General features: G+C 47.0%; 15 protein-coding genes. 6 read left to right on the forward strand and 9 right to left on the reverse strand.

Translation table 11 applies throughout. The annotated features are described in order from the left end of the window. The first annotated feature begins 279 nt into the window (after positions 1-279). The 5 genes from J2Z34_RS02075 to J2Z34_RS02095 all read left to right on the forward strand — a co-directional run bounded on the left by J2Z34_RS02075 (position 280) and on the right by J2Z34_RS02095 (position 4277). Positions 280-1461, forward strand: a complete 1182-nt coding sequence (locus J2Z34_RS02075) for an acetate/propionate family kinase (RefSeq protein ID WP_209458194.1) — start codon at positions 280-282, stop codon at positions 1459-1461. Positions 1462-1669: 208 nt separating this feature from the next. Beyond that, a complete protein-coding gene (locus J2Z34_RS02080; RefSeq protein WP_209458195.1) occupies positions 1670-1939 on the forward strand; it encodes a TM1266 family iron-only hydrogenase system putative regulator in 270 nt (89 codons plus the stop codon). Continuing rightward, positions 1936-2955: an ABC transporter substrate-binding protein gene (locus J2Z34_RS02085; protein ID WP_209458196.1), complete on the forward strand. Its 1020-nt coding sequence runs from the start codon at positions 1936-1938 to the stop codon at positions 2953-2955. The genes J2Z34_RS02080 and J2Z34_RS02085 overlap by 4 nt, the downstream gene beginning before the upstream one ends. Then, positions 2945-3697: an ABC transporter permease gene (locus tag J2Z34_RS02090; protein ID WP_209458197.1), complete on the forward strand. Its 753-nt coding sequence runs from the start codon at positions 2945-2947 to the stop codon at positions 3695-3697. Before J2Z34_RS02085 ends, J2Z34_RS02090 begins: the two co-directional genes overlap by 11 nt. Position 3698: 1 nt before the next feature. Further along, on the forward strand, positions 3699-4277 hold the full coding sequence (locus J2Z34_RS02095; protein ID WP_209458198.1) for an ATP-binding cassette domain-containing protein: 579 nt from the start codon (positions 3699-3701) through the stop codon (positions 4275-4277). Positions 4278-4378: 101 nt separating this feature from the next. Here the strand turns inward: J2Z34_RS02095 and J2Z34_RS02100 are convergent, their stop codons facing one another. The 9 genes from J2Z34_RS02100 to zupT all read right to left on the reverse strand — a co-directional run bounded on the left by J2Z34_RS02100 (position 4379) and on the right by zupT (position 11529). Continuing rightward, positions 4379-4525, reverse strand: a complete 147-nt coding sequence (locus J2Z34_RS02100; RefSeq protein WP_245250466.1) for a multicopper oxidase domain-containing protein — start codon at positions 4523-4525, stop codon at positions 4379-4381. A 63-nt stretch (positions 4526-4588) separates the two neighbouring features. Next, the gene (locus J2Z34_RS02105) at positions 4589-4795 is read right to left on the reverse strand and encodes a hypothetical protein (protein ID WP_209458199.1); all 207 of its coding nucleotides are present in this window, start codon (positions 4793-4795) and stop codon (positions 4589-4591) included. A 390-nt stretch (positions 4796-5185) separates the two neighbouring features. Then, a complete protein-coding gene (locus tag J2Z34_RS02110) occupies positions 5186-6913 on the reverse strand; it encodes a vWA domain-containing protein (RefSeq protein ID WP_209458200.1) in 1728 nt (575 codons plus the stop codon). Positions 6914-6915: 2 nt separating this feature from the next. Further along, complete coding sequence (locus tag J2Z34_RS02115; protein WP_209458201.1) at positions 6916-7830, reverse strand: AAA family ATPase; 915 nt, start codon at positions 7828-7830, stop codon at positions 6916-6918. A gap of 216 nt (positions 7831-8046) precedes the next feature. Further along, the gene (locus J2Z34_RS02120; protein WP_342453071.1) at positions 8047-8400 is read right to left on the reverse strand and encodes a NifB/NifX family molybdenum-iron cluster-binding protein; all 354 of its coding nucleotides are present in this window, start codon (positions 8398-8400) and stop codon (positions 8047-8049) included. Then, positions 8394-9245 (reverse strand): Mrp/NBP35 family ATP-binding protein, encoded by an 852-nt coding sequence (locus J2Z34_RS02125; protein ID WP_209458203.1) that lies wholly within the window; start codon positions 9243-9245, stop codon positions 8394-8396. Before J2Z34_RS02125 ends, J2Z34_RS02120 begins: the two co-directional genes overlap by 7 nt. Before the next feature lie 16 nt (positions 9246-9261). Then, positions 9262-10086, reverse strand: a complete 825-nt coding sequence (locus J2Z34_RS02130; RefSeq protein ID WP_209458204.1) for an MBL fold metallo-hydrolase — start codon at positions 10084-10086, stop codon at positions 9262-9264. Between the two features lie 55 nt (positions 10087-10141). Then, on the reverse strand, positions 10142-10507 hold the full coding sequence (locus J2Z34_RS02135; RefSeq protein ID WP_209458205.1) for a DUF134 domain-containing protein: 366 nt from the start codon (positions 10505-10507) through the stop codon (positions 10142-10144). A 209-nt stretch (positions 10508-10716) separates the two neighbouring features. Then, entirely contained in the window at positions 10717-11529 is an 813-nt protein-coding gene (zupT, locus tag J2Z34_RS02140; protein ID WP_209458206.1) for a zinc transporter ZupT, read from the reverse strand. A 320-nt stretch (positions 11530-11849) separates the two neighbouring features. Between zupT and J2Z34_RS02145 the strand changes: the two genes are divergently transcribed. Continuing rightward, entirely contained in the window at positions 11850-13940 is a 2091-nt protein-coding gene (locus J2Z34_RS02145; protein ID WP_209458207.1) for a glutamine synthetase III family protein, read from the forward strand. Positions 13941-14006: the final 66 nt, after the last annotated feature.

Below are 14006 nucleotides of genomic sequence, written 5' to 3' on the forward strand. Positions count from 1 at the left end.
GGTCCTCCAAAAAGCAGCGTAAAGATATGGATAATCTCCACTTTACCCGCATATTCATGCGATATTTTTCTCATAATGTATCATTTATGACATTCAAAGTCAAACAGCGGAGATCCTGGAAAAGACATTCACAGATGTCTTTATCCAAGTGCATTATCTGTAACCATTCAGACTTTGCTCATGTTATTTCCGGAATCCCCCTTTTTGCTCGATTCACCCCGAAACCATATGATATACTTGAATTGATGGAAAATTTCGAATTCACGGAGGTGACGGTGGATGAATATTCTCGTGGTCAATGTCGGAAGCTCCACAATCAAATACCAGCTGTTTGACATGGATAACGAATCGGTTGTCTGCAAGGGGCTTCTTGACAAGGTAGGAATAAAGGGGTCTGTTCTGGAGCACAAGCATTCTGGCAATAAAACCAAAAGGATAGAAAAAGACATCGATGACCACAAGACCGGTATGGACATGATTCTCAGTGTTCTTCTCGGAGACAGGACTGAAGATGTACGAATCGATGCAGTCGGACACAGGGTTGTCCATGGAGGCGAAAGCTTCAGCGCATCAGTCGTCATTGATGATTCAGTCATAAAGGCCATTGAGGACTGCAGCAGTCTTGCACCACTTCACAATCCCCCAAACCTCATGGGTATAATGTCATGCACTGAGCTTTTGCCCGGTATTCCCCATGTTGCTGTGTTCGACACCGCATTCCACCAGACCATGAAGCCTGAAAACTACCTCTATGCACTCCCCAGGGAAGCATACGAGAAGTACAAGGTAAGGAGATACGGATTCCACGGCACATCCCACGAATATGTTTCTAAGGTTGCTGCAGAAATTCTCGGCAAGCCATATGAGGAGTGCAGGATGATAACCCTTCACCTTGGAAGCGGAGCCAGCATGGCAGCCATAAGGAACGGACTTGTGGTGGATACCAGCATGGGCTTCACCCCTCTCGAGGGTCTTGTCATGGGAACAAGGACGGGCGACATGGATCCAGCGATAGTCTGCTACCTGATGGAAAAGCTGAATCTAAGCCCAGACGAAATGAATGACTACCTGAACAAGAAATCAGGACTCCTTGGACTTTCAGGAGTATCCGCAGACCTCAGGTATGTGATAGAGGCTGCTGAGACAGGGAACCAGGATGCCAAAGAGGCTCTGGAGGTATACTGTCAGAGGATAAAGGGTTATATAGGAAACTACATGGCAAAGCTAAATGGCTGCGACTGCCTGGTATTTACTGCAGGAGTCGGAGAAAACAGCTCACTTGTCAGGGAAAGGGTCCTTGAAGATCTTGATGCCTTAGGAATAAGGCTGGATAAGGAAAAGAACAACGCTGGCTGCATGAACTGCGACATATCGCTGCCTGACACACCAACGAGGATATTTATTGTCCCGACAAATGAAGAGCTGATGATCGCGAGGGAGACACTGGAGCTCGTCAAATAAAGGCAAACATGTAATTTCCAATTAATTTTAGAATAATAGACTGACAAGATTGACATTTTTCTAACAATTAATTAATATTAAGTTAACTGAATATCTTCAGTCCTGAGCCATTTGGGTACGTCCCGGATGGGAAGGCGATGGAAAAGGATAGGAATATCTATGTCCGCGTCTTCATGGCGCGGATATTTGTTTTGAAGGAGGAAGAATTTTGGAATCCAGGATCTCAGTCATCAGCATCATCGTAGAGGATACAGAAAAGTCCGCGGAGGTCAACGAGCTTCTCCATGAGTTCGGAAGCTTCATTGTGGGCAGGATGGGAATACCCTACAAGGAGCGAGGAGTATCCATAATCTGCGTAGTCCTTGACGCTCCCGGAGACATAACCAGCTCCCTTTCCGGAAAGCTGGGTATGATCAGAGGAGTCAGCACAAAGACAATAGTTGCAAAGCAAAACAGGAAAGAGGAGGCAATCAAATGAAAAAGGTCATTTCAGTAATAGTATCATTACTTATAGCAGGTGCCGCATTCTCAGGATGTCAGGCGAAGCCAGCAACACCTACCGCAACTTCTGCTCCATCGGTGACAACACCGTCCAAAGCTGAAGCAGTGGAGATAAGGATCGGAGGTCTCAAGGGCCCTACATCCATGGGAATGGTTGAGCTGATGGAATCTGACGAAAAGGGAACATCTGAAAACAACTATACCTTTACGATAGCGGGCTCAGCGGATGAGCTTACACCAAAGCTTGTACAGGGAGAGCTTGACATAGCAGCAGTTCCTGCAAACCTTGCGTCTGTGCTCTACAACAACACCAAGAAATCTGTAAGCCTCCTGGCGGTAAACACCCTTGGAGTCGTTTATATAGTCGAGACCGGAAACGAGATACAGACCCTGTCTGACCTGAAGGGCAAGACAATCTATGCCACAGGAAAAGGCTCGACTCCTGAGTACAATCTCAGGTACCTCCTCAAGGAAAACGGACTTGATCCGGACAAGGACATAACCATAGAGTGGAAGACAGAGCCTACTGAAGTGGTTGCCCTTCTCTCGGGCGAAAAGGGAGGCATAGCAATGATGCCTCAGCCTTACGTAACAGTAGCGCAAGGTTCAGTGAATAACCTGAGGATAGCAGTAGATCTCACCGAAAGCTGGGATAAGCTGAAGAATGGAAGCACCCTTATTACCGGAGTCCTTATTGTCAGGAACGAATTTGCAGAAAAGCATCCTGAAGAGCTTGCGGCATTCCTTGCCGAGTACAAAAAATCCACTGAGTACGTGAACGCGAATCTAAAGGAAGCATCACTTCTTGTTGAGAAATACGGGATAGTCAAGGCAGCAGTTGCAGAAAAAGCCATCCCCTACTGCCATATCACATACATGGACGGGGCAGGGATGAAGTCTGCAATGGAAGGCTATCTTGCTGTACTCTTCGAGCAGAATCCGAAATCGGTAGGCGGAGCCCTTCCAGGCGCTGACTTCTATTATGAAAAATAGGGAAGGCTACGAGAAAATCCTGGCAGTAGCCTTTGCCCTTCTTGTCTGGCAGCTGTCAGCCATGGCCATCGGAAAGAGCATTCTGCTCGTCACGCCATTTGAGGTATTGGTAAGGCTTTCTGAGCTGATAGTAACCAGGGATTTCCTTTCTTCTGTCATGTTCTCCTTCGTAAGGATTGTATCAGGATATCTTTTGGCTCTCATTGCAGGAAGTGCTTTTGCCGCAATTGCTGGAAGACACCATATGGCCGAGGTTCTCCTCTGGCCGTTCATGACAGCCATTAAGTCAGTGCCTGTGGCTTCATTCATAATCCTTTGCCTCATTTGGCTTAGCTCAGGCAGCCTCGGTATCTTCATCTCATTTCTAATGGTGCTGCCGATTGTATACACCAACATGCTGCACGGACTTAAAAGCACAGACACCAGGATGCTTGAGATGGCCAAGCTTTTCAATGTAACAAAGCTAAGGAAACTTAAATACATATATCTTCCTCAGCTCAAGCCCTATATCGTCTCTGCCTGCAGCGTATCCATAGGTCTGTCCTGGAAGGCAGGTATAGCAGCTGAGGTAATCGGGATACCAGCCGGGTCAATAGGTGAAAGGCTTTATGAGGCAAAGATCTACCTTGACTCAGCAGACCTCTTCGCATGGACAGCAGTGATCGTAGCAATAAGCGTCTTATTCGAGAAGCTGTTCCTTCACCTTATCAGGAAAGCCTATCAAAGACTGGAGAGGACGTAGAATGGATATCAGCGTATCAGGAATAAAAAAGAGCTTCGGCGAAAAGATAGTCCTTGATGGCTTCAGCGGCACCTTCAGGGAAACCCATCTGACCTGCATAATGGGCCCCTCAGGTTGCGGCAAAACCACCCTTCTCAATATCCTCATGGGAATTGAACTTCAGGACGAAGGGGCAATTTCGGGAATGCCGAAGAAACCGGGAGCTGTCTTCCAGGAGGACAGGCTTTGCGAAAGCTTCAATGCCATCTCAAATGTAAGGATGGTATGTGCCAAAGGCATGAAGGACTCATTCATTGCCTCACATCTTGAAAGCATTGGCATAAGTGACCTAAGCCAGCCAGTCAGGGAATTCAGTGGTGGAATGAAAAGAAGAGTCGCAATAGTAAGGGCAATATTGTCTGACAGCGACATTCTCTTTCTCGACGAACCCTTCAAGGGACTCGACGACGACACTAAGAACCTCGTAATGGACTATGTGGTTGAAAACACGAGAAACCGGACGGTCGTACTCGTGACCCACAGCCTTGATGAGGTCAAAGCCCTGGATTGCGACATGATTCTCATGGGTGAAAAGGAATAATGACACAAAAATCAAAGGGAATGGATGCTTGATGCACCCATTCCCTTTGATTTTTGGTTCTTTAAGTTTGCCATCTGCAAGGATATGCATGACTTTTTCTTCTAGTAATCCTCCCCGTGGATGAACTCCCTTTCAGCCAACGGGTTAGGTATGAATGCGTACGGCCTCATCATCTCATTGTCCTCATGGTCAGTGATGTGGCAGTGCCATACGTATACGCCTTTCCCGGCATTTGGCTCATACAACAATCTTTCTCGAAAAATTAAAAGCGGAGACTCACTTGAATCTCCGCTATCTTTTCTGCAATATTTCTAGTGTGGTGAGTGCCTCATAAGGAATACGTGGGAAGCAATGCCGTTCCCATCCTCAATATTACCCCATGCGGTATGCAATCCCTTTGCAGCATTTTCACTGACATTTCCAAGGCTTTGCTCAGGAACCTTAGGATGGGCAAGAACTGTTACTGTACCCAGCTGCAACATAAGGGCCAACATTATTACTGATGCTATCTTTTTCATTTATATTTCTCCTCTTCTGTTTTCAAATACAACATGTTACTTTCAAAAGGTTCATGCAAATATAGCTTGCAGGCAATCGTCTCCATTATTGCTAAAGAACGCAATAGGAATGACGATTCATGCATACATTATTCTCCAATGACTACCGGGTACCAATACGCTGCTCCATGCAATAGCAACCAAATTGTATTGTTTTTCAAGTTTGATCTCAGGCGATTCCGAATCAATGGATTGTTATTTTTTGTTTATGTCTCTATTATAAGCATCACCATTTAAATGTCAAAATATTTCGCCTATTTTCCCTGTTAACATTTTGTAACCGTTATTCACATTTTTCACAATTACTATAAAAGGCATTGACGAATTTTATGTCGTCAATGCCCCTCATTTTCATATCATGTTAGCCAGCTCATTCTGCAGGAGTACACCGACCACATCCGCGAACTTATCCGGTGAACTTATACGAGCAAAATTATGACCGTATATTTTCTTTGCAGCCTCCACATTCCTGTCCTGGCCGGTAAATACTCCAATCACAGCTATGCCGCTTTGGATCCCCTTCCTTACCTCCCTGGCTGCATCCTCGACACCTGCAGGTCCAGCATATTCTTTCCTTCCTGGCAGCCTTCCTGAAATGCTCATACCGTGCATATCGTTAGGGTCACCGTCGGTAAGGACTATGAGTATCCTGTTCTGGAATCTTCCTTCGCCCGCAAGGTGCAGGGCTGTCCTTATTGCGAGGCCGTCCCTGTTGAAGCCTGCCACGGTATAGTCGAAGATTGCCTTATTCCTTCTGGAATCGTCATAGTCACGGTAAACGCTCAGAACAAGGAAATCCCTGACGCTGCAGAAGGAAAATACCCTGACAGGAATTCCGCAGCGTGTCAGGCTCTCAGCTATGATGTAGCCCTGTGCAGCAATCGACTCCTGCCTGCTCATCTGTGAGGCTGACCCATCCAGCATGATATCCACACACAGGTCCATTGTCTTTTCATGCAGAGTCCTTACAAAGACCTTATCGTCGTTAAGGTAGACATTCCTCCACACCTTTTCAATCACTAGGCTTCCGCTTTCCGACTTCAGCTTAGTTGCTTCCATGCTAGTCAGCATCGTGTTCCTGATCCTTCTCTCAAGCTTTGAGATAAGATTCGAATTTCTCGCATGGCTTTCATCATAATGCTTCAGGTTGCTTTCCCTTTGCCTGGTCCTGGCTTTCCTAACCTGGGATGATTCCTCATTTTCGATGAATTCCCCTCTTGTCAGGTGAAGATGGCAGTTGCTGTGGCTGCCAGTGCACAGCATTCCTTCAAGAGTCCTTGTCTTGTCGCCCTCAATGAGAGGCTCCCCGAAATGGCTTCTTATGTACTCCCTCTGGTCCTGCTCCCATTTGTTTCTTATCTTAAGCAGCTGAAGTGTAACTCCGCTTTTTGTCTCATCCACTCCGAACTGAATTTCTCCGTTATACTCGGCAGTTCCGATATTCAGTCTCTTCAGGAAAGGCACTCCCTGAGAAAGCCTTCTTCTGCCTCCCAGATGTACAAGCTCCCTGCCCCGCTTTGCCCGCTTGGGCTTGATGTTATTCTCATCAAGAGGGAGGAATTCGAAATAGCCTTCAAGTATACGGTTCATCCTTCCTACTATCGCATCGGTATCCATTGAAGCATCAAACTCAAGCTCGCTTAGTATCTTCAGTGCAAGAGGAGAAGCTTCCACATTAAGTCCAAGAGCTTTCCTGTAATGGGCGATCTCAATCTCATCAACCTCATCATAAGGGTCCTTGCCCTCCCATTTTCCAAGGGTCTTTGTGGCATAGGCTTCTCTCAGGGAGACAATTGCAGGCCTTTCCTCAAACCCCTTGTGGTAGGTTCCGTTCTCTATCCCGATCCACATCAGGTTCCGAAATATAACAGCGCTCCTGTCACCCTCCAGAGTCTTGAAGAATTCAATGATCTTCTCGAACTCATAGTACCTGTGTGCAGCACCGATCACCTGGTTCCAGTAGATATCTGCCTTGCCCCGCTCATCATAAGCCCTCATCTCGGGCTTGAATGCATAATTGCCAGCTGCTGTCCATATTATGTTCGATGCCCTTGTCTTTTCGCTTCCCCTGTCTTCCATGGTCACTCCTTGAATATGTCATGCCTTTCCAGCTTTCCTGGAATCCTCAGGCGTATGACATCTTCCACCAGAGTCCGCTCAAAGTCATCGAAGGACTTGTTCACGATTCCCATCCTCAGCGCCCTGTTGGCCTCAAGCCCCTTTTCCATGAGATGTATCGATGAGAGAAGCCCCCTTAAGTCCACTGACTTTGTTGAAATCTCAGAATTGCCGCTCTTCTTTTGAAGGTCGTTGAAAAGGCCTGTGAACTGCTCCAGATATCTGTCCCTTATGCCAGGAAACTCCCTCTTCAGAAGCTTCCTTAGGTTCTCATCTGAAATGCCGGGCATGTCAATTACCATGAACCTTGATGCAAGTGCTTCATTCAGCTCTCTTGTACCTGCATAGCCATAGTTCATCGTAGCAATGAATCTGGTAGATCCGTCCAGATGATTCTTGTCATACCCCGGCACATCGATTATCCTTCTGAAGTCCAGAGTTGCATGGAGGACAGCTACTGAATCATTTTTAGCCATATTGATCTCGTCAAGTATGCCGAAGCCTCCATAACATGCACAGTTGAGTATGGGTCCGTGCCTCATTACCACCTCGCCGTTCCTGAAGGTATCAGTTCCAATAAGTGATGATGAGTCTGTGTTGACATGGAAGGAGATGTCCCAGCTTGGCCTTCCGAAGGCTGCAGCCAGATTTTCAGCAAGCACATTCTTGCCAGTCGCCTTAGGCCCTGTAAGCAATAGGTTTTCTCCACAGAGGAGCGCTACAATAGCCTCCTCCCAAACCGATGTACCATAGTAATGGAACTTTGGTCTGGGAATCCTGTATATGACTTCTTTGTCCACCCTATAGAATTCCCTGAATCTTACAAGCTCTTCCACAAGGCTCTCCCTGATACCCTCTTCCCTGAGAAAATCAAGCATCCTACAGCCCTCCCCTTATTACTAAAGAATATCACCTAATATAATATCTGACATATTCCGTATTCAATTTCATCTTACTACTTCAAATGTATAAGTCAAACTAAATATAGAAGAATAACGGCATCCATTGAGTTATGCCCAAGGATGCCTATAAGTTTTAAATTCAATTTCCACTTCTCTCGCTTTGAACTATGCCAAACCTGAATCCTTCTATCTTCAGCATTCTCCATGGTGCATATGCTCATGGCATATCGATCCTGTGGATACCAGCTCACCTCTTAGGTAGCTTTCCGCAGCAAATCTTGAGTCTCCTCTGGCACCGGTCACAACCTCGATTTCCTTCTCATTGAAAAGCCTGACTGCACTTCCACCCATCCCACCGGATATAATGACCTCTGCTCCCATCTCCTTCAGATATACAGGCAAAAAACCAGTTGTGTGTCCTGGGTTTTGTACCCTTTCATGCCTCACGATGCTTCCGATCTCCTCGGTGTAGATATCAAAGGCTTCGCAGTGTCCGAAATGCTCTGTTACAAGGCCTCCATCGCATGCTACCGCTATCTTCATGATGACGCTCTTTCTGTCACACTATCGAAGTCAAGCATGTCAGTGAGCTTTTCGATATCCTTAGCTGTGTAACGTTCCATTTCTCCTCGGTCGCAGGTCCTTGCCAGTTCAGGATCGATAGGAAGCCTTGCTATCCTGCTGATGCCGTGAGCTGCTGCCACCTCTTCCAGATGGCTGTCCCCGAAGATCATATGCCTCTTGTCGCATTCATCGCACTCGAAATACGACATGTTCTCCACTATACCAAGTACAGGTATGTTCATGGTCCTTGCCATGTTCACAGCCTTTGCCACTATCATCGAAACCAGCTCCTGTGGAGATGTCACAATAATGATTCCGTCCACTGCGATTGACTGGAAAACGGTCAATGGCACGTCCCCTGTTCCAGGAGGCATGTCGATGAACATGTAGTCAACGTCACCCCAGACCACATCTTTCCAGAACTGCCTGACTGCATTCGCGATAACAGGACCTCTCCATATTATTGGGTCAGTTTCGTTCTCAAGAAGAAGATTGGCTGACATTATCCCGATACCTGTGACAGATTTCATCGGATAAATCCCCTGCTGGTCCATGTGAGCCCTTCCCGTCAGGCCGAATGCTTTGGGAATTGACGGACCCGTCATGTCGGCATCAAGTATTGCAGTCTCAAACCCTTCCCTGTTCATTGCCACAGCAAGCATGGAAGTAACAAGGCTCTTCCCTACTCCACCCTTTCCGCTCACTACAGCGATAACCTTGCCAATCCTGCTGAATTCATTCGCATCCACTATAAGTGACTGCTTTTCAGTCCTGTCTCCACATTCCTCTTCGCAGCCGCTGCAGTTTCCATTACATCCTTCGCTCATTTTCCGCTCCTTAGCTTCATATTTCTATCGTTTTTCCGGCAGCGAGATAATCCAGCTTGCCGTCCATTGTTTCCTTCAGCCTTCCATAGGCCTCAAGGCCAGTGCAGTGGCAGGTATAATACATTGGTCCAGATTCCTTCAGGTACCTTCCGATTTCATCGACGATTTCATCACTTTCGCTGGTTCCCCTCGATTTGTTGTACAGATGGAAGCCTCCTATTACCGCCTCAAGGAGTATGTTGCCTTCAACTGCAATCTCCTCGATTATGTTGACTATCCCCCTGTGGGCACAGCCTGCGAAAAGTATCCCTTTCCCATCCTCAGTTACCAGCATGTTCTGCTCATGTGCGAAATCGTCATGAACCATTTCACCTGAGTGAATCATGTACAGGTCCTGATTTCCTGAAGGAGTGAGCGTGTCTCCCTTTATTCCGGAAAACAGCTCAATTCCATCATCCACGACATGGTAGTCCTCTACCAGAACGATACGTCCTGTATCAAGCAGTCTCTTGTCCAGGCCAATGTATTTCCTCGTGCCATCGGGCTTTACAGCCCAATGCTCCTCGAAAGAGCGCCTATTTACGAATGCCTTTGCCTTGCTGTTAAGCTCGAAGAACCTATTTATTCCGCCACCGTGGTCGTAGTGTCCATGGGATAAGACAAGGAAATCCACATCAGCGATATTAACTCCAAGCTTTTCTGCATTAAGATCAAAAGTACCTGATTCTCCCGTATCGAATAGTATCCGTCTTGAACCTGTCTCGATATATAGGCTTAGTCCGTGCTCGCTTCTGAATTCTTCTGAAACTGATTCGTTGTCCATCAGTACCTTTATGACCATAAAAGCTTCCCCCTTAATCAGTCCTTTCGGACTCCTATCCTTTTTCCCTGAAGATCTACTTTACCGGATGATGCACTTCACTTCTATGCTTTCTGCAGCAGCCTCTGTCATCAAGCCTCTCAGTTTCATCGTAGAGCCGATACTCTCCACCCTCGATCCTCATGACCTTCCCGTTCACAATGACATCTGCCAGCTTTTTCCTTGCATCGTTATATATCTTCTGGACCGTAGTCCTTGCCACGTTCATCTTGACTGCACATTCCTCCTGCATCATTCCTTCAAGGTCAATGAGCCTGATCGTCTCGTATTCATCCACTGTCATCACTACAGACTCCAATAGCATAGCCCTCTGGCCCATGGGTCCGAACACCTGGCTATCCGGAAGGCAGCATACCTTCCTCCACTTCATTGGTCTTGGCACTATATATCACCTCATCAAAATATTGCACACGCCTTTGTGACATATGCCACTTATAAGTCCAGTATAAACCTTCATGAGCACATGTCAACAAAGATAGCTACAATAACAAATGGAACCAGTGTCCCATAAGGGTTTGAACTGATTCCAACTTATATAAACAACCGTATAAAACTTAGGATCGAAAATGCTGTTATATGGTATTACTCGAATCAGAAGACAAGTATCAGGCTAAGTGCCATTATTGCCATGCCAGTTATCAGTCCGTAAATCGAAATATGGTGTTCCCCGTATTCTCTTGCAGTCGGCAGCAGCTCGTCGAAGGATATGAAGACCATGATTCCTGCTATGCCTGCAAAGAGGATTCCGAACAGGGTGTCGTTAAGATAAGGCATCAGTATGAAGTAAGCGGCGATAGCTCCAAGAGGTTCGGTGAGTCCTGATGCAAAGGACATCGCAACTGCCTTTCTCTTGCTTCCTGTCGCGCAGTGAACTGGCACAGCAATGGCTATCCCTTCCGGTATGTTGTGTATTGCGACAGCAAGGGCTATGGGAATTCCAGTAGCAGGATTCTGCATTGCTGATATGAATGTGGCTATGCCTTCAGGGAAGTTGTGCGCGGCTATGACAAGTGCAGTCACCGCTCCGACCCTCAGGAGCTTCCTGTCGCTATGCTTCGGGTCGCAGGAATCCAGATCCTCGATGGTTATCGCCTCATGTGGATTCTCATAAGATGGAATGAGCTTGTCAATTATAGCTATCAGCAGCATTCCTCCGAAAAAGGACGAAACGTTGATTATGCCTCCAACATTCGGACCGTACGCAGCAGATAGAAGATCTCCCGACTGGGCGAAAAGCTCAACGAAGGAAACATAAATCATGACACCGGCTGAAAGTCCCAGTGCATAAGAAAGAAGCTTCTTGTTGGTGCTTTTGAAGAATATGGTGAATAGACCCCCGATGCCCGTTGAAAGTCCTGCAAAAAGTGCAAGGCCTACAGCCAGAACCAGATTGTTGCCTGTCATAAAAGCCACCTCCTTCCTCTAATTCAATTGTGCCCCGTTGTGGTTCAATGTCAAGTGGGCTTGGCGTGAAATGAGAATAAAATTCAATGTGAAGTCTCATAAAAGTTGCTCAGCAGACTACGCTAGGTTCCGGATTCCCTATTATTCGAATCAGCTTCAAATTTATTTTCAAATTTATTTTTTCACGAAAGTTGAAAAAATTGTTGACATTAACCTTCGTCCTAAATATAATATCGAGTATACAAGCAACGGCGCTTGAAGACAGTAGTCTTCGAGCGCCTTTTTTTTGCTTGCAACAGAAATCAAAGGAGTTGTGTATTATGTGCAGAGTACCGGAATTATTTGGGAGCATGGTCTTTAACGACACAGTAATGAAAGAGAGGCTTACCAATGACACTTACGTATCGCTTAAGAAGACAGTACAGGATGGAAAGACGCTGGACCTTACCGTAGCAAATGCAGTAGCTGCAGCAATGAAGGACTGGGCAGTAGAAAAGGGAGTCACCCATTTCACGCACTGGTTCCAGCCAATGACAGGAATAACAGCAGAGAAGCATGACAGCTTCATAACTCCGGTTGATGGCGGAAAGGTCATGATGGAGTTCTCAGGCAAGGAGCTCATCAAGGGCGAGCCTGATGCATCATCATTCCCTTCAGGCGGACTGAGAGCAACATTCGAGGCAAGAGGATATACCGCATGGGATCCTACATCATTCGCATTCATCAAGGACAATGTCCTTTGCATACCTTCAGTCTTCTGCTCATATACAGGCGAAGTGCTGGACAAGAAGACACCGCTTCTCAGGTCGATCGAAGTCATGAACATCCAGTCTTTAAGGATACTGAAGCTATTCGGAGACATGGAGGCAACTAGGGTCATTACAACAGTCGGACCTGAGCAGGAATACTTCCTCGTTGACAAGGCCCTCTTTGAAAAGAGGAAGGACCTCAAGTATACAGGAAGGACACTCTTCGGAGCTAAGCCACCCAAGGGCCAGGAGCTCGAAGACCATTATTTCGGATCCATAAAGCCAAGAGTCGCAGCCTTCATGGAGGACCTGGACAAGGAGCTCTGGAAGCTTGGAATACTGGCAAAGACCGAGCACAACGAGGTCGCGCCTGCGCAGCATGAGCTGGCTCCAATATTCACAGACACAAACCTTGCCAGCGACCACAACCAGCTGACTATGGACACTATGAAAAAGGTCGCTCTGCAGCACGGACTCGTCTGCCTGCTTCATGAGAAGCCATTTGCAGGAGTCAACGGTTCAGGAAAGCACAACAACTGGTCGATATCTACAAACACAGGCAGGAACCTTCTTGACCCAGGTCATACACCGCACCAGAACGCTCAGTTCCTCCTGTTCCTCTCGGCTGTAATCAAGGCCGTTGACGAGTATCAGGACCTCCTGAGGGTATCAATAGCATCCGCGGCAAACGACCACAGGCTTGGAGCCAATGAGGCGCCGCCTGCAATAGTATCCATATTCCTTGGCGACGAGCTTACAGCGATAATGGATGCCATAGATTCAGGAAACCTCTACAAGCACAGGGAAAGGACCCAGATGACAGTAGGAGTTGATGTTCTCCCATCCTTCCCGAAGGATACGACAGACAGGAACAGGACTTCACCTTTCGCCTTCACAGGCAACAAGTTCGAGTTCAGGATGCTCGGTTCGTCACAGTCGATATCAGGACCGAACATAATACTTAACACAATAGTCGCTGAGGAGCTCAGGCAGTTCGCAGATATCCTGGAGGCAGCACCTGACTTCACGAAGGCTATGGATGCCCTGGTCAAGAAGACCATAAGGGATCACAAGAGGATCATATTCAACGGAAACGGATATGAGGACGCCTGGGTTGTCGAGGCTGAAAAGAGAGGACTACTTAACCTCAAGTCAACACCTGAAGCTCTCCAGACCTTCATAGCAGAAAAGAACCTTGACCTTTTCAACAGGCACAAGATATTCTCGGACGAAGAGACCCATGCAAGGTACGAGATAACCATGGAGACATACACGAAGACCCTTAATATAGAAGCTCTTACCATGATAGACATGGTCAAGAAGGAGATCCTTCCAGCTGCAAACACCTACATCAAGGAGCTGAGCAAGACAGCAATCGCAGTCAGGACCCTCATACCAGACATGGCATGCGAAAGCCAGCTCAACATGATATCAGAGCTTTCAGCCCTTACAGACAGCGTATACGCAAGGACCAACGCCCTTGAGAGCGCACTTGATTCAGCAAAGGACTGCAAGGATGCCGCTGATTGTGCATTCTACTTCAGGGAGAACGTATTCCCTGCCATGGTAAGCCTAAGGGAGGCAGCCGACGAAATAGAGATACTCGCCGGAGAGAAATATTGGCCATACCCGACCTACGGAACACTGCTGTTCAGCGTATAGCGCTTGAGCATATAACACACAAACTGGAGCGGCTTTATCCTACCCCAAAGGGAAGGAGCCGCTCCC

It is taken from the genome of Youngiibacter multivorans (assembly GCF_017873395.1).
In the GTDB taxonomy this organism is placed as follows: domain Bacteria; phylum Bacillota; class Clostridia; order Clostridiales; family Clostridiaceae; genus Youngiibacter; species Youngiibacter multivorans.

What these genes read in the sequence shown, in the direction of transcription:
- J2Z34_RS02075 (WP_209458194.1), top strand. Translation starts at nt 280, where the DNA reads ATGAATATTCTCGTGGTCAATGTCGGAAGCTCCACAATCAAATACCAG.
- J2Z34_RS02085 (WP_209458196.1), top strand. Translation starts at nt 1,936, where the DNA reads ATGAAAAAGGTCATTTCAGTAATAGTATCATTACTTATAGCAGGTGCC.
- J2Z34_RS02090 (WP_209458197.1), top strand. Translation starts at nt 2,945, where the DNA reads ATGAAAAATAGGGAAGGCTACGAGAAAATCCTGGCAGTAGCCTTTGCC.
- J2Z34_RS02095 (WP_209458198.1), top strand. Translation starts at nt 3,699, where the DNA reads ATGGATATCAGCGTATCAGGAATAAAAAAGAGCTTCGGCGAAAAGATA.
- J2Z34_RS02105 (WP_209458199.1), bottom strand. Translation starts at nt 4,795, where the DNA reads ATGAAAAAGATAGCATCAGTAATAATGTTGGCCCTTATGTTGCAGCTG.
- J2Z34_RS02110 (WP_209458200.1), bottom strand. Translation starts at nt 6,913, where the DNA reads ATGGAAGACAGGGGAAGCGAAAAGACAAGGGCATCGAACATAATATGG.
- J2Z34_RS02115 (WP_209458201.1), bottom strand. Translation starts at nt 7,830, where the DNA reads ATGCTTGATTTTCTCAGGGAAGAGGGTATCAGGGAGAGCCTTGTGGAA.
- J2Z34_RS02125 (WP_209458203.1), bottom strand. Translation starts at nt 9,245, where the DNA reads ATGAGCGAAGGATGTAATGGAAACTGCAGCGGCTGCGAAGAGGAATGT.
- J2Z34_RS02130 (WP_209458204.1), bottom strand. Translation starts at nt 10,086, where the DNA reads ATGGTCATAAAGGTACTGATGGACAACGAATCAGTTTCAGAAGAATTC.
- zupT (WP_209458206.1), bottom strand. Translation starts at nt 11,529, where the DNA reads ATGACAGGCAACAATCTGGTTCTGGCTGTAGGCCTTGCACTTTTTGCA.
- J2Z34_RS02145 (WP_209458207.1), top strand. Translation starts at nt 11,850, where the DNA reads ATGTGCAGAGTACCGGAATTATTTGGGAGCATGGTCTTTAACGACACA.